At 63.1% G+C, this 23,055-nt stretch carries 21 protein-coding genes; 8 read left to right on the top strand and 13 right to left on the bottom strand.

Features of this window, described 5'->3' with window-relative positions; all coding sequences use genetic code 11:
- Window positions 1-7: 7 nt before the first annotated feature.
- From Q0603_RS19150 to Q0603_RS19140, 3 genes are all read right to left on the bottom strand, one after another.
- The gene (locus tag Q0603_RS19150) at window positions 8-505 is read right to left on the bottom strand and encodes an RT0821/Lpp0805 family surface protein (protein WP_298728730.1); all 498 of its coding nucleotides are present in this window, start codon (window positions 503-505) and stop codon (window positions 8-10) included.
- Between the two features lie 206 nt (window positions 506-711).
- Window positions 712-1,950, bottom strand: coding sequence for a glucosaminidase domain-containing protein (locus Q0603_RS19145; RefSeq protein WP_298728728.1), 1,239 nt, complete (start codon window positions 1,948-1,950; stop codon window positions 712-714).
- Window positions 1,951-2,096: 146 nt separating this feature from the next.
- Window positions 2,097-2,678, bottom strand: a complete 582-nt coding sequence (locus Q0603_RS19140; RefSeq protein WP_298728726.1) for a NifU family protein — start codon at window positions 2,676-2,678, stop codon at window positions 2,097-2,099.
- A 193-nt stretch (window positions 2,679-2,871) separates the two neighbouring features.
- Between Q0603_RS19140 and Q0603_RS19135 the strand changes: the two genes are divergently transcribed.
- Window positions 2,872-4,140, top strand: a complete 1,269-nt coding sequence (locus Q0603_RS19135) for an adenylate/guanylate cyclase domain-containing protein (protein ID WP_298728724.1) — start codon at window positions 2,872-2,874, stop codon at window positions 4,138-4,140.
- A gap of 36 nt (window positions 4,141-4,176) precedes the next feature.
- Here Q0603_RS19135 and Q0603_RS19130 read toward each other — a convergent pair whose 3' ends face one another.
- The 6 genes from Q0603_RS19130 to Q0603_RS19105 form a co-directional block, all read right to left on the bottom strand.
- Complete coding sequence (locus tag Q0603_RS19130; protein ID WP_298728722.1) at window positions 4,177-4,674, bottom strand: universal stress protein; 498 nt, start codon at window positions 4,672-4,674, stop codon at window positions 4,177-4,179.
- A 64-nt stretch (window positions 4,675-4,738) separates the two neighbouring features.
- Window positions 4,739-5,710, bottom strand: coding sequence for a DUF2333 family protein (locus tag Q0603_RS19125; protein WP_298728721.1), 972 nt, complete (start codon window positions 5,708-5,710; stop codon window positions 4,739-4,741).
- A 161-nt stretch (window positions 5,711-5,871) separates the two neighbouring features.
- A complete protein-coding gene (gene trpS, locus Q0603_RS19120; RefSeq protein ID WP_298728719.1) occupies window positions 5,872-6,882 on the bottom strand; it encodes a tryptophan--tRNA ligase in 1,011 nt (336 codons plus the stop codon).
- A gap of 85 nt (window positions 6,883-6,967) precedes the next feature.
- Window positions 6,968-8,539, bottom strand: a complete 1,572-nt coding sequence (murJ, locus tag Q0603_RS19115; RefSeq protein WP_298728717.1) for a murein biosynthesis integral membrane protein MurJ — start codon at window positions 8,537-8,539, stop codon at window positions 6,968-6,970.
- Between the two features lie 152 nt (window positions 8,540-8,691).
- Window positions 8,692-11,463 carry a [protein-PII] uridylyltransferase gene (locus Q0603_RS19110; protein WP_298728715.1) on the bottom strand — a complete coding sequence of 924 codons (2,772 nt, stop codon included), beginning with the start codon at window positions 11,461-11,463 and terminating at the stop codon, window positions 8,692-8,694.
- A gap of 80 nt (window positions 11,464-11,543) precedes the next feature.
- On the bottom strand, window positions 11,544-12,332 hold the full coding sequence (locus tag Q0603_RS19105; protein ID WP_298728713.1) for an SDR family oxidoreductase: 789 nt from the start codon (window positions 12,330-12,332) through the stop codon (window positions 11,544-11,546).
- Window positions 12,333-12,434: 102 nt separating this feature from the next.
- Here Q0603_RS19105 and Q0603_RS19100 point away from each other — a divergent pair, with 102 nt between their 5' ends.
- Together Q0603_RS19100 and Q0603_RS19095 are read left to right on the top strand one after the other, a co-directional pair.
- Window positions 12,435-12,929 (top strand): hypothetical protein, encoded by a 495-nt coding sequence (locus Q0603_RS19100; RefSeq protein ID WP_298728711.1) that lies wholly within the window; start codon window positions 12,435-12,437, stop codon window positions 12,927-12,929.
- Window positions 12,930-13,108: 179 nt separating this feature from the next.
- Entirely contained in the window at window positions 13,109-13,606 is a 498-nt protein-coding gene (locus tag Q0603_RS19095) for a hypothetical protein (RefSeq protein WP_298728708.1), read from the top strand.
- 257 nt (window positions 13,607-13,863) lie between these two features.
- Here the strand turns inward: Q0603_RS19095 and Q0603_RS19090 are convergent, their stop codons facing one another.
- From Q0603_RS19090 to Q0603_RS19080, 3 genes are all read right to left on the bottom strand, one after another.
- Entirely contained in the window at window positions 13,864-14,493 is a 630-nt protein-coding gene (locus Q0603_RS19090; protein ID WP_298728705.1) for a LysE family translocator, read from the bottom strand.
- Between the two features lie 36 nt (window positions 14,494-14,529).
- Window positions 14,530-15,762 (bottom strand): nuclease-related domain-containing protein, encoded by a 1,233-nt coding sequence (locus Q0603_RS19085; RefSeq protein ID WP_298728703.1) that lies wholly within the window; start codon window positions 15,760-15,762, stop codon window positions 14,530-14,532.
- Window positions 15,763-15,867: 105 nt separating this feature from the next.
- Complete coding sequence (locus Q0603_RS19080; RefSeq protein ID WP_298728701.1) at window positions 15,868-16,548, bottom strand: intradiol ring-cleavage dioxygenase; 681 nt, start codon at window positions 16,546-16,548, stop codon at window positions 15,868-15,870.
- 116 nt (window positions 16,549-16,664) lie between these two features.
- Between Q0603_RS19080 and Q0603_RS19075 the strand changes: the two genes are divergently transcribed.
- From Q0603_RS19075 to Q0603_RS19055, 5 genes are all read left to right on the top strand, one after another.
- Window positions 16,665-17,318 (top strand): TetR/AcrR family transcriptional regulator, encoded by a 654-nt coding sequence (locus Q0603_RS19075; protein WP_298728699.1) that lies wholly within the window; start codon window positions 16,665-16,667, stop codon window positions 17,316-17,318.
- A gap of 365 nt (window positions 17,319-17,683) precedes the next feature.
- The gene (locus tag Q0603_RS19070; protein ID WP_298728697.1) at window positions 17,684-17,977 is read left to right on the top strand and encodes a DUF1127 domain-containing protein; all 294 of its coding nucleotides are present in this window, start codon (window positions 17,684-17,686) and stop codon (window positions 17,975-17,977) included.
- A gap of 107 nt (window positions 17,978-18,084) precedes the next feature.
- On the top strand, window positions 18,085-20,097 hold the full coding sequence (locus tag Q0603_RS19065; protein WP_298728695.1) for a TRAP transporter fused permease subunit: 2,013 nt from the start codon (window positions 18,085-18,087) through the stop codon (window positions 20,095-20,097).
- A gap of 19 nt (window positions 20,098-20,116) precedes the next feature.
- Entirely contained in the window at window positions 20,117-21,286 is a 1,170-nt protein-coding gene (locus tag Q0603_RS19060; RefSeq protein ID WP_298728692.1) for a TAXI family TRAP transporter solute-binding subunit, read from the top strand.
- 170 nt (window positions 21,287-21,456) lie between these two features.
- Entirely contained in the window at window positions 21,457-21,987 is a 531-nt protein-coding gene (locus Q0603_RS19055; RefSeq protein ID WP_298728690.1) for a DinB family protein, read from the top strand.
- A 6-nt stretch (window positions 21,988-21,993) separates the two neighbouring features.
- Here the strand turns inward: Q0603_RS19055 and Q0603_RS19050 are convergent, their stop codons facing one another.
- A complete protein-coding gene (locus Q0603_RS19050) occupies window positions 21,994-22,863 on the bottom strand; it encodes an FkbM family methyltransferase (protein ID WP_298728688.1) in 870 nt (289 codons plus the stop codon).
- Between the last annotated feature and the right edge of the window lie 192 nt (window positions 22,864-23,055).

Genomic DNA, 23,055 nt, shown 5'->3' with positions numbered 1-23,055 from the left:
CGCTCGATCAGCTGACGATCTTCCAGCTGCCGTCCGGCTGGCGGCAGGCCGTGCCGTAGGCCTGCTCGGTCTTGTTGTTGACCGTCACGGTCTGCTGGAATTCGCGGCAATATTCGCCCGTTGCCGCCGTGCCCTCGCGGGTCGGCGTCACCGTGCCGGAATTGCCGCTATCGGGATTGCGCCAGGAAATCGTCTGGCCGATGGGTGCCGTGGTAGCCTGCTGGCTGGCGCGTTCCATCGCCGCCCGGTCAGCCTTGTCCAGCGAAGAGCCAATCTGGTTGCCAAGCCAGGCGCCCGCCAGCGCGCCGGCGGCAACGCCGACCAGCTGGCCGGTGCCTTTGCCGAACTGTGCGCCCAGCACGGCGCCGCCAATGCCGCCCAGCACAGTGCCTACGGTTTCCTTGTTCAGTTGCGCATTGCTGCCTTCGCAACCGGCCAGACCGAGCGCAGCGGCCATTGCCACGGCGAGCAAAGCACGCGGTGCAGCCACAAAACGGATTGTCATGTTGGAATTACCTCATCGCCTTTCGCCCTGATCGTCACCGCCGGGCCGGCGGAATCGGCGCGGCGTCGAATCACGCGACCGATCTGACAAGTATATTGGTCGCATTCCTTCGGCTGCAAGGAGGGGGAATGGCTCAAATACCGCCAAAAAAGCGCGGCACCATGCCGCATGCAGAACGCGGCATGGCGCATGCGGCAATGGAATGGTCAGGATTTGCCGAAGAAATCGATATTGCTGAACAGCGGCGCGGGCTCGTCCATCAGGCGGGCGGCATCGAACAGTTCGAGGTTGTTCGAGCGCATGATGGAGCGGATCGTGCGGATGTAATCGGCGCCGCGGATCGAATAGCGCTGCAGATGACCGGCCAGCTGATAGCTGTCCATGTCGCCCCGCTCGCGCATTGCCGCGCGCCGGTCGCGGAACTCGCGATAGCTCGTCTTGGTATTCAGGTTGCGCATATAGGCGGCCACCGAGTTCTCCAGACTGGTGAAGCGCTGCACCTCGTAGGTCTCACCTTCCGGGCGGTTCTCCGGCACGATGCCGGCGCCCGGCGTCCAGGTCCATTGACCGAAGACGGCGTTGCCCAAGAGGGCAAAACGCGACGTGCCCCAGCCGGATTCCTCGATCGACTGCGCCAGCGCAAGCGCCGGCGGAATCACATCGACGCGCGTCAGCAGCTCCGCGGTATCGACCTCATCGAGGCCATAGCGCGAGGCAAGCTGCTCAAGCCACTGGCGGTCGCGCGCGCTCAAAGCGCGGCCAAGCTGCAGGCGCTCATGCAGGCTGATGAGGCGCTCGCGGTCTTCGGTGATCCGCTCATTTTCGCGCAGGATATGTGGCAGCATCACCTTCACGAAGGCGCGCTTGCGCTTCTCGGTGAGGGTGACGTCCGCGATATCGATCGGCAGCGAGGTCAGGAAGATGCGCGGCACTTCGAGCTGGCCGGAGATCGAGCGCAGATCGGCCAATTCGAAGCCCTGCTGTTCGAAACGGGTCAGCATGGCATCGACAGTGCGGCTCGGATCGGCACGCAAGGCCGTACGGTGCGGCGAGAGGCGGCGGCCCTCGGCAACGCGGCGGGCAGCCTCTTCCGGCGAGACGGTGGCGACCGTTTCCTCAGGCGGCGCGGAACTGGCGGTATTGGACTTGGCGCGCTCAGCCAGATTCTCGGCCAGATTGCGGGCAGGCTCAACGACATGGCGCCAGTCGATCTGGGCGATCTGGCGCAGGCGGTCCCAGGCATCCTGGACGCTGCTGCTCAGCGACGCATTGTCGGCAGTGGCCGGCAGAGAGACTCCCGGCACGCGGGTCAATTGCTGGCTGGAAAGCAAGCCGACGCCGATCCCGGAGCCGAGGCCTACAGCCAGCAGCAGACCGAAGCCCGACAATACAAGACGCACGTCAGAACCGAGCGCCAATAATCGACGGTCGCGACTTGCCGCCATGGGTCAAACCTCCACAGTTCTCAACGCCGTAACGAGCAGCGTAAGCCGACACAGCTGTCAGGCTCACGCAGGGCGTTGCCCTTGTGCGATCCCCCACCAGGAAACGCGTGAACCGAACGGTCCCGAACCTGGACCGCCCGGGGTGACTACTGAACTGCCCTCACTTCGGAGACTTCCGGCACGTAATGCTTCAGCATGTTCTCAATGCCGTAGCGCAACGTAGCGGTCGAACTGGGGCAACCGGCGCAGGAGCCCTGCATATGCAGATAGACAACACCCCGCTCGAAACCGCGGAAGACGATGTCGCCTCCATCCTGCGCCACGGCGGGCCGGACCCGCGTGTCGATCAATTCCTTTATCTGCAGCACGATCTCGCGGTCGGCGGGATCATACTGCTCATCGGCAGCCGGCGCCGAAGTCGCATCGGCATCCGCATTCATCACCGGCAGGCCGGCCATGAAATGCTCCATGATCGCGCCGAGCAGAGCCGGCTTGAGCTCGGTCCAGTCGCGCGATGCTGCCTTGGTCACGGTGATGAAGTCGGAGCCGAGATAAACCCCCTCCACGCCGGAGACGGCAAACAGCCGGGTCGCCAGCGGCGAAGCCTTGGCGGCCTCGGCATCGGGGAAGTTCGCCGTGGCGACATTCAGCTCCGCCGGCAGCACGTCGCGGCCGGGAAGGAATTTCAGTGTCGCCGGGTTCGGCGTAGTCTCGGTCTGGATGAACATTGGCTGGTTCCGTGAAAGCCTCTGGAAATTGGTCAGGGGGTTCTCAAATATCAAGGGCGACGAGTGGGGCTAAAAAGCGGCGACGCAACTTCCTTGCGCCAGCGGGATAACGGTTGAAAGATTTTTAACCGATGTGGATAGAATCCAAGGTTTTCCCCAGGAGCGGGGACCGCTCCCCAATAGGTAGGGGACGATGAGCGGGGAACTGGCGGAGGTCGAACGGCTGTCGAGCTGGCCCGATTCGCGTAACGTTCTCACGCCTGCGGCGCGGTGGCTGATCGACCATGGCGGCGAGGTGATGCCGATCAGCGATCTGATCGAGGGTTTTTGCCGCCATCTGCTCCAGGAAGGCATCCCGCTGCTGCGCGTCAGCACCGGCCTGCCCTCCATGCACCCGTTGACGCTGACCCGCGGCTTCTCCTGGACCCGGGGACAGGGCGTCACCATGGCGGCGCGCGGCCATGAGGTGCGGCAATCGCGCGAATATCTGGAAAGCCCGATCTACACCATCCATCAGGGCGCAGCAGCGATCCGCCGCCATATCGAATTGCCGGACACGCCGATGGATTACGGCGTGCTCCACGATCTCAAGGCCATCGGCGCCACCGATTACCTGGCCCTGCCGATGCGCTTCACCCAGGGCCCCGGCATGAGCGCCGATGGCAGCGCCAATATCTCCTTCATGAGCTTCGCCACCGACCGGCCCGGCGGCTTCCGGCCGGAGGAGCTGAGCTACCTGATGGAGCTGATGCCGCTGATCGCGCTGCGCCTGGAACTGGAGGCCGGCCGGCGCATGACCCGGGACCTGCTGGAGACCTATCTGGGCCATGGCCCGGCCAAGCGCGTCCTGGCCGGCAACTTCCGCCGCGGTCAGGGCTACGAGGTGGAGGCGGCGATCTGGCTGTCCGACCTGCGGGGCTTCACCGCCTTTTCCGACCGCCATACGGCGCAGGAGGTGGTCGCCACCCTGGACAGCTACTTCGACGCCATGGCGGCGCCGATCCAGGCCCATGCCGGCGAAGTGCTGAAATTCATCGGCGACGGCCTGCTGGCGATCTTCCGGGTGGAGGAGAATCGCGGCCGGGCCGATGCCTGCCGCCGCGCCCTGCAGGCGGCCCAGGACGCCTTTGCCGGGCTGCACGAGATCAACCAGGGCCGTGCCATCGGCGGGGCGCCGCCGCTGAAAATCGGGATCGGGCTGCATGTCGGCAAGGTGGTCTTCGGCAATATCGGCGCCAAGGACCGGCTCGACTTCACCGTGATCGGCCGTGCCGTCAACGAAGTGGCGCGCGTTGAAACGCAGACCAAGGTGCTGAACCGGCCTTTGCTGATCTCGCCAAGCTTTGCCGCTGAGGTGAACGACTGCCCGATCCTGTCGCTCGGCTTCCACGGCCTGCGCGGCGTGCAGGAGCCGCAGGAACTGTTCACCCTGCCCGATGAATGCTTCGCCGGATATGAATGAGCGGCGGAATGAAGCGACGGCTCAGGCCAGACGATTTTACGTCAGCCGGTCGATCTGCTCGTCGGTGAGATTGCCGGGCAGGATGGTAATCGGGAACTTCAGCGTCCCCGCCATCTGACTGAAGGCGGCGACCAGAGGCCCGGGACCTTCGCTTTCCGGTGCCGCAGCCAGGACCAGCATGCGGATCTCCGGCTCTTCCTCGATCAGCTTGAGGATTTCCTCGCGGGCAATGCCCTCGCGGATCACCAGTTCGGGCATGATGCCGGATTCCTGATTGACCTGCTCGGCCAGCTTCTGCAGCAGGGCTTCGGCTGCATCATGCGCCTCTTCGCGCATGATGTCCGCAACACCGGCCCATTGCTGGAAATCCACCGGCTCGACCACGCGCAGCATGACGACGCCGCAACGGATGTTGCGCGCGCGCCGCGTGGCGTAGCGCACGGCGATCCGCACTTCCGGCGTGTCATCGACCACCACCAGAAATTTGCTGCGCCGTTTGGCTTCGATTTTTGCGGCAGCGGCCGTCTCGCTCATGAACACAGGTTGCCACTTCCCGCCCGCTTTGCGCAAGCGTGCAGAATTTTAAGAAGTTTTATCGCTACTTCTGCAGGATGTTGACGATCTCGTAGATCTGCGTCCGGGCACGCTCGACGTAGAAGCCCATTGAGGCGAGATGATTCGGCAGGATCACTGCATCGGGTTTCGCATTGGAGACGACGAGCGGCTTCAAGCCCGCGCCCGCTGCGAAGGATGCCAGCATCTGATCCCAGGTATTGCCAAGTTCGCGGTCGCGCACGACGTTGCCATAGTCATGGCGCAGTTCGCGCAGCAGCATGTAGTAGGCATAAAGCTGCCCCTTGACGCTGTAGAAGACGTCATCGCCTTCCCAGTCGATCAGCATCACGCTGCCCTCGCGGATGCGCCGGTCGATGGCTGCCGATGAGGACCCGATATCAAGCGCGATCCGTTCCAGCGTCGCCTGCAGATTGTCGCTGCGGCGTTCGAACACGGCCTGGCCCTGCGCCAGCCGGCGATTGTAATCCATCAAGGCCCGGCGGCCCTTGCGATACTGATCCTCCGACTTCGCGGTCGGCAGCAGCGAAGTCGAGAAGTCGAAGATCCATTTGGTGCCGGAATATTGCAGCAGGCCGGCGGCTTCCTGCAGATCGCTGTCGGTCTGGCTGGAGCCGCGGGTACGGCCGATCTGATCGACCAGCTGGAAAGCGAAACGCCCCAGCGCATGGATCATGCCGAGCTGATAGTTCGGCATGTTGTCGAGCATCGAGCCAGGCATGAAAAAGGGATCGTTGGCCACCCAGCCGTTGCGGTCGACTTCGCGCGCAATCAGCGAGGCCGCCATGGCCACGGTGCGGCTTCCGGATTCGACCTGATCGCTCGCCGCCACCTCGTAATTCAGATCGTCGTCGACCTTGTGCGCGATCAGCATGCCGACCGGATAGTAGAGGCCGAAGATCAGCACGATCGCGGCAATGGTGATGATCAACCCGTTGCTGCGCAGGCGGGCACGCCAGGAAGTATCGAATTCGTCGGAATAATCGGGATCGGTCATGGCGGCGGCCGCGTTGCGGAAGGACCCAAAGGATGTGGGCGCGACGTGCTGAGTATTCAAGGGCAAAGGCCGCAAAGACGCCATCACCCTGGCCAGGTCATGAGCCTGGCCAGGGTGATGCGCCGTTTGTTCAGCCGGGCAGGCGGCGCAAGCGGTTCGATTTACGGCCGCAGGAAGCCGATCGTGTCGTAGACTTCCGTAATCACCGGCGCCGACAGCGCCCGGGCGCGTTCGCCGCCGTCGCGCAGGATGCCGTCGACATAGCCCGGATCGTCCATCAGACGCCGCATTTCCGCCGTGATCGGCCCAAGGACCGACACTGCGACCTCGGTCAGCATCTTCTTAAACTCGGCAAAGCCCTTGCCGGCGCATTCGGCAATGGCCTGGTCCATCGTCTTGTTGGACAGGGCGGCATAGATGCCGAGCAGGTTCTGCGCCTCCGGCCGGCCTTCCAGACCTTCCTTGCTGTCGGGCAGCGGATTGGGATCGGTCTTGGCGCGCTTGATCTTGTCGGCGATCGCATCGGCCGTATCGGTCAGATTGATGCGCGACTGATCGGAGGCATCCGATTTCGACATCTTCTTGGTGCCGTCGCGCAGCGACATCACGCGGGTCGCCGTGCCGAAGATCTGCGGCTCGGTCAGCGGGAAGACCTCTTTCTGATAGTCGAAATTGAACTTCTGCGCGATGTCGCGGGTCAGCTCGATATGCTGCTTCTGGTCCTCGCCGACCGGCACATGGGTCGCCTTGTAGACCAGGATGTCGGCCGCCATCAGCGCCGGATAGGCAAACAGGCCGAGAGAGACATTCTCGCGATCCTTGCCGGCCTTCTCCTTGAACTGCGTCATGCGGTTCATCCAGCCCATGCGGGCGACGCAGTTGAACACCCAGGCCAGGGTGGCGTGGTCCGGATTCTGCGACTGGTTGAAAAGAATGTTCTTCTTCGGATCGATGCCGGACGCGATCATGGCGCAGGCCAGTTCGCGGGTGGAGCGCCGCAGCTCATCGGGATCGATGAGGCTGGCGGTGATCGCATGCATGTCGACCATGCAGAAGATGCATTCGAAATCATTCTGCAGCGCGACCCAGTTGCGGACCGCGCCGAGATAATTGCCGAGATGGAGATTGCCGGTGGGCTGGATGCCCGAGAAGATGCGCCGTTGGAAGGCCATGAGTAAGTCCCTTTCGGTGGAGCGGTGGAAGGCTCCGGTTGTGGGAAGATGAGCGCGCGGGTTATCGCGCCGCGCGGGGAGCGCGTCAACTGCCGGCGGGCTGTGATTTCGGCGGCTTGCGCAGCATCGCCTTCCATTCCGCCGGCCGGGTGGCCTTGAAGGCGAGCGCGGCCGCCAGATAGACAGCGATCCCGCCCGCCACCAGCACGACAAGGGCGGCCAGCCGCGGCACATCGCCGCCGGCATACCAGCCAGGCAGCAGGAAGCGATCCAGCACGAACAAGGCTGCCGCCATCACCAGTGTCGCGGCCAGGATGCGCCAGCCGCGGCTTTTCAGGCGCGCATCCATATGCCAATGGCCGCGGCGGCGCAGCACGATGCCCAGCAGCAGCGTGTTGACGATGGCCGCCACAGCCGTGGCCAGCGCCAGGCCGACATGATCGAGCCACTGCATCAGCAGGGCGCCGCCGCCGAGATTGACCGCAATGCTGACCAGGGCCAGCCGGACCGGCGTTGTCGTATCCTGGCGGGCGTGGAAGCTGGGCGTCAGGCTGCGCGCCAGCACATAGCCGGGCAGGCCGATGGCATAGGCGAGCAGCGCATCGGCGGTGGCCTGCGCGGTGGCGATATCGAATTCGCCGCGCTGGAACAGGATCGAGATGATCGGAAACGGCACGGCGATCAATGCCGCCGCAGCCGGCAATGAGAGCAGCAGGCCGAATTCCAGCGCGCGGTTCTGGTTGGCAATGGCCGCTTCCGTCTCGCCGCGGGCAAGCTGCGCGGCAATGGTCGGCAGCAAGGCGGTGGCAATGGCGACCCCGACCACGCCGACGGTGAGCTGATTCAGGCGATCGGCATAGAACAGATACGACACCGCGCCAGTCGGCAGCAGCGAGGCAAGCATCAGCCCGACGATCAGATTGACCTGGGTGGCGCCAGCGCCGATGGCGGCCGGCAGCACCAGGCGGAAGAGCTGACGCACCTTCCCCGACAGGCGAGGCAGCCGCAGCGGCAAAGACAGGCCAACGCGGCGCGCCTCATTGGCCAGCCAGAGGAATTGCAACATGCCGCCGATCAGCACCGACCAGGCCAGCGCCTGGCCCGGTCCGCCGGCATAGGGCGAGAGCAGCGGCAGGCCCGCGATCATCGTCAGATTCAAGAGGATCGGTGTCGCCGCCATGGCGGCAAAACGCCCGACGCTGTTCAGCATCGCGCCATAGAGCGCAGCAAGGCTGATGAAGACGAGATACGGGAAGGTGATGGTGGTGAGCAGCACCGCCAGATCGAAGCGGTCGGCATCATCAGCAAAGCCCGGCGCCAAGATGAAGATCACCGCCGGCATCGCGATCTGCGCCAGGGCGCTGAAGATAAAGGTCACAGGCAGCAGGATGCTGAGCGCCTGTTCGGCGAATTCCTTGGCCGCTGCGCGGCCCTCGGCGGCTTCCGTCTTGGCGAAGATCGGCAAAAAGCCGGCGGTGAAGGCGCCCTCGGCAAACAGCGAACGGAAGAAATTCGGCAAACGCAGGCTGACGAAGAAGGCATCGGCCAGAACGCCCGCACCCAGATAGCGGGCGATCAGCAGATCGCGCACGAAGCCGGCGATGCGGCTGAGCATCGTCAGGCTGCCGACAGTGGCGATGGCGCGGAATAAAGACATGGGCGGGATTAGTAACCGGACGGCGAAGGATTTGCACCGTCATGCCACAGCAGAATCATGGCATCCATGTGTTTTTCCCTCATCCTCCCGGCTTCTTTGGACCCCTCCCTCTTTCGCTTGTCAAAAAAAAGGGACCGGGGGTGAGGGCAAAATCAAGCCGCCTTGGCCTTGGCAGCCGCCGGCTTCTCCTCCGGCGGGGCAAGCCGCTTGAGCAGGTTTTTTTCGATCTGCTGCAGGCGGCGCTTGTCGGTCAGCTTCATGCCGGTCAGATCCTGCACATAGAAGACGTCGACCGCCCGCTCGCCATAGGTCGCGATATGAGCCGAGCCGATCGTCAGGTTGAGGTCATAAAGCCCACGGGTGACGTCATAGAGGAAGCCCGGCCGGTCGCGCCCGTTCACCTCGATCACCGTCCAGCGGTTGGAGGCGATATTGTCGATCAGCACGCGCGGCTCGACCTTGAAGACGCGCGCGCGGCTCGGCAGGCCCGGTTTCTCCGGCGCGATGGCCGAGCGCAGCTTCAGATCGCCGGACAGCGCGCGCTCGATGGCGGTGTTCAGCTTCTTCAGCCGGTCCGGTTTGTCAAAGGGCGCGCCATCGAGGTCCTGGATCACGAAAGTGTCCAGCGCCATGCCGTCATTGGTGGTGAAGATCTTCGCGTCCACGATATTGGCGCCGCTGGCCGCCATCGCGCCGGCAACGCGGGCGAACAGGCCCGGATGATCGGGCGCGTAGAGCGTGAATTCCGTCACCGCGCGGAAGCGGTCTGCAATCGTGTCGGTGGTCAGCGCGCGCTTCTCGGCATCGGCAGTCCGCATCAAGCGGGCATGACGCGCGATGGTTTCGGCGTCATTGGAATACCAGTAATTCTCATAATGGCGCTTCATCAGGCGGTCGATCTCCGCCTTCGGCCAGTCGCTCAGGAGCGCCCGCACCTTCTCCTTGGTATCGGCGATGCGCTGATCGCGGCCGCGGCCGGTGAAGCCGCCGGAGAGATATTCCTCGGCGCGATAATAGAGCTCGCGCAGCAGCTGCCCTTTCCAGCCGTTCCAGACGTTGGGTCCCACCGCGCGGATATCGGCCACCGTCAGGCAGAGCAGCAGGCGCAGCCGCTCGGGGCTTTGCACAAGCTGTGCGAAGTCGATCACCGTCTTCGGATCGGCAATGTCGCGCTTGAAGGCCGTCGCCGACATGGCGAGATGCCAGCGCACCAGCCAGGCCACCGTCTCGGTTTCGGCCGGCGTCAGCCCGAAGCGCGGACCGAGCTTCTGGGCCACTTTTTCGCCCAGGATGGAATGATCGCCGCCGCGCCCCTTGGCGATATCGTGCAGCAGCACGGCGACATACAGCACGCGGCGCGAGACGACTTCCTTGATCACATGCACCGAAAGCGGATGATCCTCCTTCAGGGCGCCGCTTTCGATATTCGACAGGATGCCGATGGCGCGGATCGTGTGCTCGTCCACCGTATAGGTGTGATACATGTCATGCTGCGTCTGGGCGACAACACGGCCGAAATCAGGCACGAAGCGGCCTAACACGCCTGCTTCGTTCAAGCGCCGCAGGGTTGTCTCCGGATCGTTCACCGAGCAGAGCATCTCCATGAACAGCCGGTTGGCGTCTGGATCGTTGCGCAGCTTGGCATCGATCAGCTTGAGGCTGCGGCGCACCAGCCGCAGCGCCTCGGGGTGGATGTCCAGCCCCTGCTCCTGCGCCAGATGAAACAGGCGCAGCATCTTGATCGGCTGCTTCTCGAACAGCGCCTCGCTGCGCACATTGACGCGGCCGCCTTCGATCTCGAAGCCATCCAGCGTCTTGAGACGCTTGATCTTGGCGCGGATCGCGGCCAGCGGCTTTTTCTTCTTGTGGCGCTCTTCCAAAGCGGCCGCAAAGATGCGGGTCAGATCGCCGACCTCTTTGGCGATCAGGTAATACTTCTTCATGAAGCGCTCGACATCGCGCCGGCCCGGGCGGTCGGCGTAATGCATCGCCTTGGCGATCTCGGTCTGGGTATCGAAGGTCAGACGCTCTTCGGCGCGGCCGGTGATGTAGTGCAGATGAATCCGCACGGTCCAGAGATATTCCATCGCCTGGTTGAAGCGGCGGTATTCTTCCGCCGTCAGCAAGCCGCGGCCGACCAGCTCACCGACATCGTCGACGCTGTAGACGTATTTGGCGATCCACACCAGGGTGTGCAGATCGCGCAGACCGCCCTTGCCTTCCTTGATGTTGGGTTCGACCACATAGCGGGAATCACCCATGCGGCGATGGCGGTCATCGCGCTCGGCCAGTTTCTTCTCAATGAAATCCGGACCGGTCTTGGCGCAGATTTCCGACTGGAAGCGGGCCTTCAGTTGCTGCGCCAGTTCCTGGTCGCCCCAGATCCAGCGCTGCTCCAGGATCGCCGTGCGGATGGTCACGTCGGCAAGGCTCAGCCGGATGCATTCATCGACGCTGCGCGTCGCATGGCCGACCTTCAGGCCCAGATCCCACAGCAGATAAAGCATGTATTCGACGACCTGCTCGCCCCAGGGCGTCTGCTTGTAGGGAAACAGGAACAGCAGATCGACGTCGGAGAAAGGCGCCATTTCACCGCGCCCGTAACCGCCCACGGCAACGATCGACAGCTTCTCCGCCGCCGTCGGGTTGGGCAGGCGATAGACGCGGTTGACGGTGAAGTCATGCGCCAGCCGCACGATCTGGTCGGTCAGGAAGGCAATCGACTGCCGCGTGGCCAGCGCCGGCGTGCCGGCCTCGAAGCGCTGGCGGATCACCGTCCGGCCCTGGGCCAGCGCGCCCTTTAGGAGGGCCAGCACCTGATTGCGCTGCTCCTGGCCGCTGCCGCTAAGCGCCTCGAACTGCAGGGTCAGCGCCTTGCGGTCGATGATCTCGCGCGGGTTCTGGATATTCGGGCGGGCAGGCATGGCTTTATATATAAGTCACGGCGCGCGCCGCGTCGTCACTTTGGGATGCGGCCTGACAAGAAAATCCGGCCCAACCGCCCTCACGCGCTTTGGAAATTCACCAGACCGCCGCCGTCGATCACCATGGTCTGGCCGGTCATGAAACTGCCGGCCCGGCTGGCCAGAAAAACGGCAGCGCCGGCGATCTCGTCCGGCTCGCCCACCCGCTTCAGGGCATAGCCATGGGTCGCCTTCTTGGCGATGTCGGGATTCTCCCACAGCGCGCGGGCGAAATCGGTCCGGATCAGGCCCGGGGCGATGCAGTTGGCACGGATGTTGTGCGGTCCCCATTCGACGGCGAGATTGCGGGCAAGCTGCATGTCGGCCGCCTTGGAGATGGCATAGGCGCCGATCAGGTTGGTGCCGATCAGGCCGCCGACTGAGGAGATGATGATGATGGCGCCATCGCGCCGCGCCGCCATGTCGGGCGCCACCATGTTGCACAGCCAGTGATTCGACTTGATGTTGACGGCCATGATCTTGTCGAAGGCATCGTCGGGAATGTCCTTCATCGGACCGAAGAAGGGATTCACCGCGGCGTTGCAGACCAGGATGTCGATCCTGCCCCAATGCCTGATTGTGGCATCCACCAGCGCCTGAAGCTGCGCCTTGTCGGAAACGTTGCAGGGCACGACAATCGCCTCGCCGCCTTTCTCCCTGATCTCCTGCGCGACTTTCTCGCAGGCATCCGCCTTGCGGCTGGAGACCACGACCTTGGCGCCATGCTGGGCCATGCGCAGCGCGATGGAACGGCCGATCCCTCGGCTGGAGCCGGTGATCACCGCCACCTTGCCGCTCAGATCGAAAAGATTGTCGCCCGTCTTCGCCATGTGGTTTCCCCGTTTCGCATCCCTATCGTGATTTTCTGTCGGGGCAGCAGCTTAGCCTCCCGGCGCGGCTGTGAACAGGCGGCGGCGCGCCTATATACTGCCGTGATGATGCACCGCCTGTTCTGCTTCCGCCTGCTTGCCACAAGCCTTCTCGTTGCCCTGACCGCCTGCGCCGAGCCCGCTCCGGCACCGCCGCGGGCCGCAGCCTGGATCGGCAGCGAAACCGGCCGGCTGTTCATCCGTGTTCTGGCGGTGGAGCCCTTGGGCGACATGGAGCTGATCGCGCCCGATGGCCGCAACTACCTGCCACAGCGCTTCATCGCCGCCGAGGCAGGCAATCCGCCAAACGACAGCTGGCGGCCCGGCTTCGGCCTGGGCGGCGTCGCCGGCTCGAGCGGCGAATTCGGCGCCGGGATCGGCATCACGCTGCCGGTCGGGCAGTCGACGCCGCGCCAGAGCTATCGCTCGAACCAGGGCGAGTTCGCCCTGCCGGCTGAGGCGCTGAACAGCTACCGCCAGCAGCCGCAGGCTTGGCGGCTGCTGCTGCGCTTTAAGCAGACCACAACCAGCATGGCCGCGCCGCCCCTGAATCCCTGATCGCTGAATCCCTGATTGCTGAATCCCTGACTGCTGAAGCCCAGTTCACTGCTGCAACCCGGCAAAAGCTGCCGCCCGCGAGTGCTGTTCCCTTAGATTTTGCTGATAAACCGCCAAAGCAGGATTGGCATGGCGCTTGCTCCTGTCCTGCTGCCACGTTTTGCATCGGGAGTAGTGTCATGGCGATTGCGTTGCTGTCTTTGCGTCAAGCCGAGCGGGTCGAGCCGGAACTGAAAGCGGCCTTGAAGGCAGGCCAGGCCACCGCAAAATCCGCCAAGGCGCAGGCTGCCGCGCCTCTTTCTGCCCGCGAACGCCTGGCACTGCGCGAGGCCGGTCCGGAAGCAGCCGCGGCCGCCTTGTCCGCCCGTCAGTTTGTCCAGCAGCTCAGCATCAAGGAGCAGGAAGCCACCCGCGCGCAGATGATCTGGGCGCTGGGCCGCATTGAGCCGTCTGAGATCGACACGATGATCAAGGCGCTGGCCAAGATGCGCGGCCGCTATGCCAGCCTGGTTCTGGAATACAGCCAGAGCGAACGCCCCATCGGCAATGTGGCCCTGGAAGAGCTGCGCGGCCTGCGCGAGCGGATCGAGGAATTCGAGCGCGGGCTCGAGACCATCAAGGCGGCGATCCTCGATGGCACGGCGGAAGTCGCCGGTGTGAAGACCGCGGCTCTGTAAGACCGGTTCTGTAAGGCCACGGCGGCAACGGCGGCTGAAACAAGTTGTAACGAAAAGCGGCGGCAAATCCCTGCCTGATCACAGCGCACAGGTAGCCGAAAAGTTACGTTACTTAAACCGTCAATCTTTTATGTTGTGGCCCATGTTGAACACGCCACTTCACGCCGCCGCTTTCGCTCTGCTGGTGATCATCGCCGGCCTGCTGCTCGCCATGCCTGCGCGCAGCCTGCCTTTCTGAGACGATCAGCTCAAGACGATCAGCGCTTATCGAAGGCCAGCCGCAATGCCATTGCGGCGAAGACGCCGCCGAGCAGTCGATTCTGCCAGCGCACGAAGCCTGGCCGCGCCGCCAGCCACTCCCCCAGCCGCCCCGCCACCAGCGCAATCCCGCCATTGACCACGCCGCCGGCGAAGCTGAGCACGCCGGCAAGGACCAGGGCCTGCCACACCGCCGTGTCGGGATTGGGCCGCATGAATTGCGGAAACAGCGCCAAGAAGAAAAGCGCCACTTTCGGATTGAGCAGATTCGTCATCAGTCCCTGACGGAACAGCGCCCATAAAGGCAGCCGCGGCGCATCGGGGCGCGGCGGCTGGAAACCGCCCGCGCCGCGGAAAGCCTGGATGCCGAGAAAGAGCAGATAGGCAGCGCCGGCCCAGCGCACGATCTCGAACATCGTCGGGGCAATCAGCAGCACGCCGCTCAGCGAAAAGCCAGCGACCAGCGCATGCCCGTAGCATCCCACCGTGATTCCGGCGAGCGTGATCAGTCCTGCCGCGCGGCCCTGGGCGACACTGCGCGTCATCACCAGCAGCATGTCCGGACCTGGCGTGATCGCCAGCGCGAAAGCAGCGGCGGTGAAGGTGAGAAGCGTCGGCAGATCGAACATGGCGGAGCCTCTGGATGGCAGGCCTATGGGCGTGGGCTACGGGCAGCGGCGAATGAAATCCAGACCGATGGGATCGGTATCGTTTCGGGTGATTCTATAGCGCCGGCATCCCATTGGTTCCACCGCCTGCAGCGTGGCAAAGCCATGCATGTCGCCGCTATGCCAGGGCACACTGCGGTCGTATTCCCTGGCATGGGACAGGGCCAGCTCCACGGCGGCAATGGCGCCCGCGGGAATGAAAGCCGGGAAATACCCCGGCTCACGGGGTTTGCTCTGCCCGGATGCCGCGCGGTTTCGGCCAGCCTTTGGCCCTGCGGATATGCGCGGCGCGCCTTGCGGCTCGCTTCGGGGCTGGTCTGCCTGCGCCGCCGGGTTTGGATCGGCCTGAGGCGGCGCTTTGCCCCGTTCAGGCAAGAACACCGTAATCGCCACGGCCAGCAGAATTGCGATAGCGGCAAGGCCGCGCCAGATGCAGAACAGCTTTCCTATACGCAGCCATCCCGCTGCGCGGTCAACGCCGATCGGCTGCGGTGCGGCAGAGAGTGGGATGGCTGGAGCAGCCATGGGCGGCACATCATTCGCAGGCTGCCGCGCGCAATGGCTGGCGTCGAACGCAATGGATTTTAGTGCAGTCAAGGCCTGCGGCTGGTCCTGATGCAGCCAATGCCTACCGCTTTTGACGACCATGGAATCCAGGCTCTGGATGATGGCATCGATCCATTCGGGCTGAACGAAGATGCCTCTTTCCGACTGGATGATCTCAAACAGCCTCGCAGGGAACTGCGCGATGTCTTCCGCGAAGACGTAATGCACTTTCTTCCGCTCGACGCTGCGCCCCTGCAGCACCGCGCGCGAGGTGTGCGGAAACACGTAGAATTCATGTTCCAGATAGCCGAGATCGGCTGGAGATTTCCCCGCGATCTGCGAGATAGCGTTGCGGAGCGCCTTTTTCGCATCCCAAAGCTGCGTCGGATCGACCGGTTTGAGGCTGGCACCGCCTCGTGTCGTGCGGGGCCAGCAAACGCCTGGCCCCGCCGGCTGATTGACCTCGACGATTCCGCCTTTGACTTCGATGTAGAAGATCCGGTTGTACCAGATCAGGATGAAATCGACTTCGCGATTGAAGCCGCTCGAACTGCTCTCGCGGGCGGAATAAAAAACATGCCAGGTGTCGTCCAGTTTCTGGAAGACATCCCATACGCTCCGTTCCGCATCGCGATGTGTTTTGCCGAGGAAATCCGGCTGAAATGGCGGATGAAATACCGCCATGCTGCACCCGCCTCCGATAGAACCCCCTTTGGGGACCTATATCAGGAAGTGCATGTGAATCAACCCGAGTAACTTCCGATTGGCAAAAGGATCACGCCTGGCGGATCAGGCCATGTCGAGCACGAAGTCGAAGCGGCCGATCTGGCCCGCCTCATTGGCGGCAACTGTCATCAGGAGGCGTTTATTGAACAGGCTGTCGCGGATGTTGCGCTGCTCGTCGGCGGGAAAGAAAAGCTGGGTCGTAAGGACGTCGCGCCCGGGCGCCTGCACCTTCATATGCAGATGGCGCGTCCGTCCGGCATAGAGGCCGGGAACGATGGTCTCGAATTGCCAGCGGCCCTGTTCATCGGTGTATTGATGGCCGCGCAGACGAAAGCCTTCTTCGTCATATTGACCGGCATCATTCGCCTGCCAGAGATCGACCAGCGCCTTCGGCACCGGCCGGCAGCTGCGCGTCAGCACATAGCCGCCCACACGCAGGGGCGTGCCGGTTATTCCATTCTCGTTGAGGTTATGACGCTCAGGTGAGCCCGGCTTGTAATAGGGACCCTCGGCGAGCGGCAGCGTGAGCGTGTCCTTGCTCGCGGCATCCTTGCTTTCGATACATTGCGGGGTCGGCGTGAGCTCCTCGCCGCCCTGCTGCGCGCGGCTGGGGGGCTGGCGGGGCGCGAGCACCTGCGCCCAGCTGAGGCTCGGCACCAGGCTCGGCACCAGGCTTGGGACCGCCGCCGCGAAAGCGGCCGGCAGGAAGACGGCGCGGCGTGTGGGAGCGCGGCGGGTCGGCATGGCTGCCTCGCAGGCTTGAGTATCCATCAGCCTACACGAGACGGCGGGCTTTTCCCTGCAATCTTTTCGGGGCGAATCGATTTGACAAACTGAACGACCGTTCGTATATTGCCTCTATGAGCAAAGGTCAGCAAACCCGTGCCACCATTTTGGCCGAAGCCCTGCGGGCGGCCAGCATCGAAGGTTTTCAGGGCGTCACCATCGGCATGCTGGCCGAGCGGCTGAAGATGTCCAAGTCCGGCCTGTTCGCTCATTTCGGCTCCAAGGAGGAGCTGGAAAAGGCGATGCTGGAGGAGGCCGCCGAGCGTTTTTCCAACATGGTCTGGCAGCCCGCTTTGCAGGCGCCGCGCGGCCGGCCGCGCATCGAGGCTTTGTTCAAAAACACCATCGAATGGATGCTGCATAACGACGCGATGCCGGGCGGCTGCGTCTTCATGACCTGGTCGAACGAGCTGGACGACAAGCCGGGTCCCGTGCGCGACCAGCTCGCCGAGATGCAGCAGCGCTGGCAGGCAACGGTTGCGCGCAGCGCGCAGATCGCCATCCAGGAAGGTCATTTCCGCCCCGATCTCGATCCGCGGCAATTCGCATTCGAGATGCAGGGCATCGCCATGTCGATGAACTATTACCGCCGTCTGCTGCAGGATTCGACGGCGGTGCGGCGCGCGGAAACAGCCTTCGCCGATTTGCTGGCGCGATCATCGGTGCCGGACAAGCAGGCCGCAGACAGGCAAGCGCCCGAGAAGCAGCGCTCATTACCTGTGTCGTAATTGCGTGCAGCCGCGATCCAGCCTTAGCTGGTGCTGCGGAGCCGCGATGAAGAAAGGCAGGTGAATTTGGTAAGGCGGCCTTCGGTTCGGCCGCTTGTGAGTATCCAAGGAAACACAAGCGCTGCTGCTGAAGCGTCTTGTGCCGGTGTAGACGAGAACGCCTAGACCGAAATCTGTAGACCGAAACGTCGGCTGCTTCCGCCGTGGATTGCGTACCACGCTGCCGCTTTCGGCAGCATGGCGGATAAACCAAACCAGCAAAGGCCAAACCCATGACCTACCAGAGCATTCTTGAGCATTCCCTCAATCAGTCAAAAAACGATCGTTCGTTCTTAAAAGAGCCTGAAGCGTCTCCCCGGGGCATTGTGCCCGCAGCCGAGCCTGCCCCTGATCCTGGACAGACCGACTGGCTGGCCGGCACACGCAATCCGGCCGTCTTCGACGGCCTGGGCGGCCCTTCCTGGTGGCTGTTTCTGCGCGCGGCCGCAACCCTGCTGGCGACCTGGCGGCGGCGGATCGCGGCCCGGCGGGAATTGGCCCAGTTGGATATACACAGCCTGCGCGATGCCGGAATCGATCCCAGCATAGCCGCCTTCGAGGCCGCGCAGCCCTTCTGGAAACCGCAAATCTCCCTGCGGCCTATCGACGACGACCGCTAAGTTGGTGAAACAAAACGCATATTGTCATATGCAAGGTTTCATTGATCGCCGCCCCCTGACTGCATAAGCTTCCGCTGTCCGACAATCGGGCCACAGGGAGGAAAAACATGCAGTCAGGGGCCGGCGCCGTCCCGCGCACTGATATTGTTTCGCCGGCCGATCAGATGGTCGAGGAGCTATCGTATCGCCGGCTGCCGCCGATTTTCCGCGCCATCTTCGCGCTCCTGACCTTGGCCACCCTGGCCGTCGTGCTGCATCAGCAGTTCAACCTGCACGCTTTCGGCGTCACGCTGGTCGAGAACCGCTATCTCTTTGTCCTGGCCGGCACCACTCTGCCGCTCGTATTTCTCGCCTTTCCCTGGCGCGCCAAGGCCGCCAGCGGATCGAGCGTGCCGCTGATCGATCTGGCCGCTGCCATCATTGCCGCTGTGGCCATCGGCTGGTTCGCCTGGAAGTCGGAAGCGATCCTGGCTGAAGGCTGGGAATTCTCACCGCCAATGACGGCCAAGATCCTCGGCGCCGTGCTCTGGGTGCTGATCCTGGAGGCGCTGCGCCGCACCGGCGGCACTGCGATCTTCGTGATCGTCACCATCGTTTCGCTTTACCCCGTCTTCGCCGATACGATGCCGGGACCGATCCGCGGCATCGGCCAGACATTGGAAGACACGCTGGCCTATCACGTCGTCTCGTCGGAAAGCGCCTTCGGCATTCCCTTGCGCGCCTTCGGCGAGATCGTCATCGGCTTCATCGTGTTCGGCGTCGCCTTGAACCACACCGGCGGCGGCAGATTCTTCAACGATGTCGCCTTCGCGCTGGTCGGCCGCGTGCGCGGCGGTGCAGCGCAGGTCGGCGTCATCTCGTCCGGCCTGCAGGGCTCGATCTCGGGCAGCGTGATTTCCAATGTCATCTCTTCCGGCGTCGTCACCATCCCGGCGATGAAGCGCACCGGCTTTCGCGCCGATTACGCCGGCGGCGTCGAGGCGGTGGCCTCCACCGGCGCCGTGCTGATGCCGCCGGTGATGGGCTCGACTGCTTTCGTGATGGCGAGCTTCCTCGGTATTTCCTATGGCGAGATTGCTCTCGCCGCCACCGTGCCCGCGCTGCTGTTCTATTTCGGCCTGGCGATGCAGATCGATGCCTATGCCGCGCGCCTTGGACTGAAAGGGTTGAAGCGGGAAGAGTTGCCCAGCCTGCGTGAGACATTGAAGGACGGCTGGTATTACATCCTTGTCTTCGTCGTGCTCATCTTCCTGATGGTCTATCAGCAACGCGAGGCCACCGCGCCCTTTGCCGCGACCGCCCTGCTGCTGGTGATCAATCAGATCCTGCCTCGGCATCGGCTCAACTGGGAACGGCTGATCGAGCTGCTGACGGCAACCGGCCGCGCGCTTGCCGAACTGGTGGCGATCCTGGCCGGCGTCGGCTTCATCATCGGCGCCTTCTCGGTGACCGGACTGGCCGGCACCCTGGCCAACGATCTTGTCTATCTTGCCGGCGACTCGCCTTTGATCCTGCTGCTGATGGGCGCGATCACCAGCTTCTTCTTCGGCATGGGAATGACGGTCACGGCCTGCTACATCTTCCTCGCCATCGTGCTGGCGCCGCCGCTGGTGAAAGCCGGGCTCGACCCACTGGCCGTGCATCTCTTCATCATGTACTGGGGCATGATCTCCTTCATTACCCCGCCGGTGGCGCTGGCGACCTTCGCCGCCGCGCCGTTGGCCCGCACCTCGCCTTTCAAGATCGGTTTTCAGGCCATCCGGCTCGGCGCAGTCATCTATATCGTGCCCTTCTTCTTTGCGCTCAATCCGGCGCTGATCCTGAAAGGCAGTCCGGGCGAAGTGATCTCGGTGATCGCAACCGCCTTCATCGGCGTGGGGCTGATCGCCGCGGCGATCCAGGGCTATCTGGTCGGCGCCGGACGTCTGGATGGCGGTTTGCTGCGCACTGTTGCCCGCGTTCTGCTGTTTGCCGCCGGCTTCGCCCTGGCGGCGCCGGGCGGCAACCTCATTCCCGTCGACAACCTGACCCTGGCGATCGTCGCCGTTGCCATGGCCGGCGGCGCTTTCCTGTTGCTGAAGCTGGCAGGAAGAGACACACTTGCAACCACAATTAAATAAGCGAGGGAGGAGAAGAGTGATGAAATCTATGTGGAAGCCGCTTTGCGGCGCGGCACTCGCCGCAACATTGGCGTTGCCGGTCTTAAGCGGCACCGCGCATGCGCAGAAGCTGCCGGATCAGCTGACCTGGACAGCCTATGACGTCGGCTCGGGCGGCTATAATCAGGCCGTTGCGATCGGCAATGCGCTGAAGAACAAGATGGGCGTCACTCTGCGCGTGCTGCCGGGCAAGAATGACGTATCGCGCACCGTACCGCTGCGCGAAGGCAAGGTGCCATTTTCTGCCAATGGCGTGGGCGGCACCTACATGGCGCAGGAGGGCATGTATGAGTTCGGCGCCAAGGATTGGGGACCGCAGCCTGTGCGTTCGATCCTGCTGAATAATTCCGATGCACTGCTGACCGTCGTTGCCGCCGGCGATATCGGCGTGAAGACTATGGCCGACCTGAAGGGCAAGCGGGTCGCCTGGGTGATCGGCGCGCCGTCGCTCAACCAGAACATCACGGCTCTGCTGGCCTTTGCCAATCTGACCTGGAACGATGTGCAGAAGGTCGAATTCGGCGGCTTCGGTCAGGCGATGGACGGCATCATCAACAACCAGGTGGATGCTGCCTTTACCTCGACGATCTCGGGCAAGGCTTTCCAGATCGAATCCTCGCCGCGCGGCATCGCCTGGCCGGTGGTGTCGCATAAGGATGCGGAAGGCTGGAAGCGCCTTAAGGCCAAGGCGCCGTTCTACGTGCCTTTCATGGGCACGGAAGGTGCCGGCCTGTCGAAGGAGAAGCCGGTTGAAGGCGCCACCTATCCGTATCCGGTGCTGATGACCTATGCGAATGTCGACGAGGGCCTAGTCTATGCGATGACCAAGGCGATGATCGAACTGTTTGGCGACTACAAGGATGCGGCGCCTGGCAATGTCGGCTGGGATATCAAGCGCCAGGTCTTCGACTGGGTGGTGCCGGTGCATTCCGGCGCGGTGAAATACTTCAAGGAGATCGGCGTCTGGAAGGCCGATTACGACAAGAACAACGATGATCTGATCAAGCGCCAGAAGGTGCTGGCCGACGCCTGGGCCGCCAATTCCAAGGCCAGCCATGCCAGCGACGAGGCGGCAATGAAAGCCTGGCAGAAGGCCCGCGCCGATGCGCTGGTCAAGGCTGGCATGGAGCCGGTGCTGACCGAGTGGTAGGACAGCCACAGCTAAGCTAAGCCATGGGACGGCCCGCCTCGCTCAGGCGGGCCGTTTCATTTGCGCGCCGCTCATTGTTGAATTTTGCTCCAGTGCAGCAGGACAATTCCGCGCTTCAACTCAGCCGGGACTTGATCTTATGGTGATCCTACTTGCGAAAGGGCCACCCCATGTCCGAGACCCGCACCGACGATCTTCTGCTGCAGCATATCCGCCGCTTCGCCCGCTATAACCGCTGGGCCAATACCCGCCTCTATGACGCCTGCGCGAAGCTGAGCCCGGAGGAATATTACGCAGCGCGCCCCAGCTTTTTCGGCAGCATCCATGCAACCCTCAACCATATCCTGGTTGCCGACACGATCTGGTTCTGCCGTTTTACCGGCAAGCCGACCTCCCATATCAAGGCGCTGAACCAGATCCTGCACGAGGATTTCGCCGGCCTGCGCGCCGCCCGCGCGGCAAAAGACGAGGAGATCATCGCCTTCTGCGACGGGATCGATGCTGCGGCGCTGCAATCGACCTTTACCTACACCAATTTCAGCGGCCAGACTTTCAGCGATCCCCTGCTGCCGCCCCTGATGCATGCCTTCAATCATCAGACCCATCACCGCGGCCAGGCGCATGGCCTGCTCAGCCATGCCGGCATGGACCCGCCGCCGCTGGATCTCATTCACTTCATCCGTGAAACAGGCCTAAGCTAGGCCTGGCTAATGAGAGAGGTCACGGCGGCTCCAGATGATCTCGCCGTGATAGCGCTCCAGTGATTCAAGCGGCGCGACATTGCCCGACCAGTCGACGCGGTGGGGCCTGAAGCCCCAGCTGCGCAGCAGCTCGGGCAATTCCGTCGGCTGGCCGTAGCGCTGCAGGTGCCGCGGCTCGTATTCGGTCTGTATCAGGATCGAGTCGCTGGCCGCGACGATTTTCGCTGCGCCGCGCAAAACCTTCGTCTCGTAACCCTCCACATCCAGCTTCATGTAATCGATCCGGTGGACGTGGTGGCTGACACAGTACTCGTCAAGCGCGATCACGGGAACGCGCTCACCCGCTTCGGTCCGCGTCGCCACATGAGTCTCACCCGGATTGCTGGTTTGGAACGAAATGCTGATCTCGCCGTTGTTTTCGCCGACGGCCAGATTTTCGATCACCACATTCGCGTCGCAATTGCGTACCACATTGCGTGACAGGTAACGGTAGATCAGCGGATGGGCCTCGAAGCCGAAGACGCGCCCCTGCGGGCCGACATGGCGGCTGGCGGGAACCGTGTAGAGGCCGATATTGGTGCCGATATCGAAGAAGATGGAACCAGGCGTCAGAAACCGACGCCAGAAGCGCACGATGTTCAAATCGCGCTGTCCGAAGATCGCCGTGACAAAGGATGAGTAATTGTGCCGCGGCGATTCGAATCGCAGACCGTCACAAGCGGTAAAAGCGATTCGATCACCACCCAACAATCGTTCGCGCGAGAGATACCACAGCGCGCGTAACGCAAAGCGTGCGGGCGCTTCGCGATAGACCGGGTGATGCTTGACGAAACGCAGCCGATCGATCACCGGCGCCGCTTCACTATGTGACGGCATGGACTCATCCTTCATTTACTCTTTCGCGACACGATGTAGATCAGGCCGCCAAAAAAGCTGTGATCATTTGGGTTCTGTGACACGCGATGACCACACCATGATCACTCGCAATGGAGGAGTGGATTTGATTCCATGCTTGGACCGAATGCGAGAGATGAGTGAGGCGGCTATGACGGGACCGCAAACAGGCGA

This window comes from uncultured Ferrovibrio sp. (assembly GCF_937960835.1).
Classification (GTDB): Bacteria; Pseudomonadota; Alphaproteobacteria; order Ferrovibrionales; family Ferrovibrionaceae; genus Ferrovibrio.
Note: the sequence above shows the minus strand (reverse complement) of the source record. Positions and strands in the feature narration are given on the sequence as shown.

What these genes read in the sequence shown, in the direction of transcription:
- Q0603_RS19060 (WP_298728692.1), top strand. Translation starts at nt 20,117, where the DNA reads ATGAAATCTATGTGGAAGCCGCTTTGCGGCGCGGCACTCGCCGCAACA.
- Q0603_RS19080 (WP_298728701.1), bottom strand. Translation starts at nt 16,548, where the DNA reads ATGCCGACCCGCCGCGCTCCCACACGCCGCGCCGTCTTCCTGCCGGCC.
- Q0603_RS19105 (WP_298728713.1), bottom strand. Translation starts at nt 12,332, where the DNA reads ATGGCGAAGACGGGCGACAATCTTTTCGATCTGAGCGGCAAGGTGGCG.
- Q0603_RS19095 (WP_298728708.1), top strand. Translation starts at nt 13,109, where the DNA reads ATGGCGATTGCGTTGCTGTCTTTGCGTCAAGCCGAGCGGGTCGAGCCG.
- Q0603_RS19135 (WP_298728724.1), top strand. Translation starts at nt 2,872, where the DNA reads ATGAGCGGGGAACTGGCGGAGGTCGAACGGCTGTCGAGCTGGCCCGAT.
- Q0603_RS19065 (WP_298728695.1), top strand. Translation starts at nt 18,085, where the DNA reads ATGCAGTCAGGGGCCGGCGCCGTCCCGCGCACTGATATTGTTTCGCCG.
- Q0603_RS19150 (WP_298728730.1), bottom strand. Translation starts at nt 505, where the DNA reads ATGACAATCCGTTTTGTGGCTGCACCGCGTGCTTTGCTCGCCGTGGCA.
- Q0603_RS19140 (WP_298728726.1), bottom strand. Translation starts at nt 2,678, where the DNA reads ATGTTCATCCAGACCGAGACTACGCCGAACCCGGCGACACTGAAATTC.
- Q0603_RS19075 (WP_298728699.1), top strand. Translation starts at nt 16,665, where the DNA reads ATGAGCAAAGGTCAGCAAACCCGTGCCACCATTTTGGCCGAAGCCCTG.
- Q0603_RS19145 (WP_298728728.1), bottom strand. Translation starts at nt 1,950, where the DNA reads ATGGCGGCAAGTCGCGACCGTCGATTATTGGCGCTCGGTTCTGACGTG.
- Q0603_RS19125 (WP_298728721.1), bottom strand. Translation starts at nt 5,710, where the DNA reads ATGACCGATCCCGATTATTCCGACGAATTCGATACTTCCTGGCGTGCC.
- Q0603_RS19110 (WP_298728715.1), bottom strand. Translation starts at nt 11,463, where the DNA reads ATGCCTGCCCGCCCGAATATCCAGAACCCGCGCGAGATCATCGACCGC.
- Q0603_RS19055 (WP_298728690.1), top strand. Translation starts at nt 21,457, where the DNA reads ATGTCCGAGACCCGCACCGACGATCTTCTGCTGCAGCATATCCGCCGC.
- Q0603_RS19130 (WP_298728722.1), bottom strand. Translation starts at nt 4,674, where the DNA reads ATGAGCGAGACGGCCGCTGCCGCAAAAATCGAAGCCAAACGGCGCAGC.
- Q0603_RS19050 (WP_298728688.1), bottom strand. Translation starts at nt 22,863, where the DNA reads ATGCCGTCACATAGTGAAGCGGCGCCGGTGATCGATCGGCTGCGTTTC.
- Q0603_RS19090 (WP_298728705.1), bottom strand. Translation starts at nt 14,493, where the DNA reads ATGTTCGATCTGCCGACGCTTCTCACCTTCACCGCCGCTGCTTTCGCG.
- trpS (WP_298728719.1), bottom strand. Translation starts at nt 6,882, where the DNA reads ATGGCCTTCCAACGGCGCATCTTCTCGGGCATCCAGCCCACCGGCAAT.
- Q0603_RS19085 (WP_298728703.1), bottom strand. Translation starts at nt 15,762, where the DNA reads ATGGCGGTATTTCATCCGCCATTTCAGCCGGATTTCCTCGGCAAAACA.
- murJ (WP_298728717.1), bottom strand. Translation starts at nt 8,539, where the DNA reads ATGTCTTTATTCCGCGCCATCGCCACTGTCGGCAGCCTGACGATGCTC.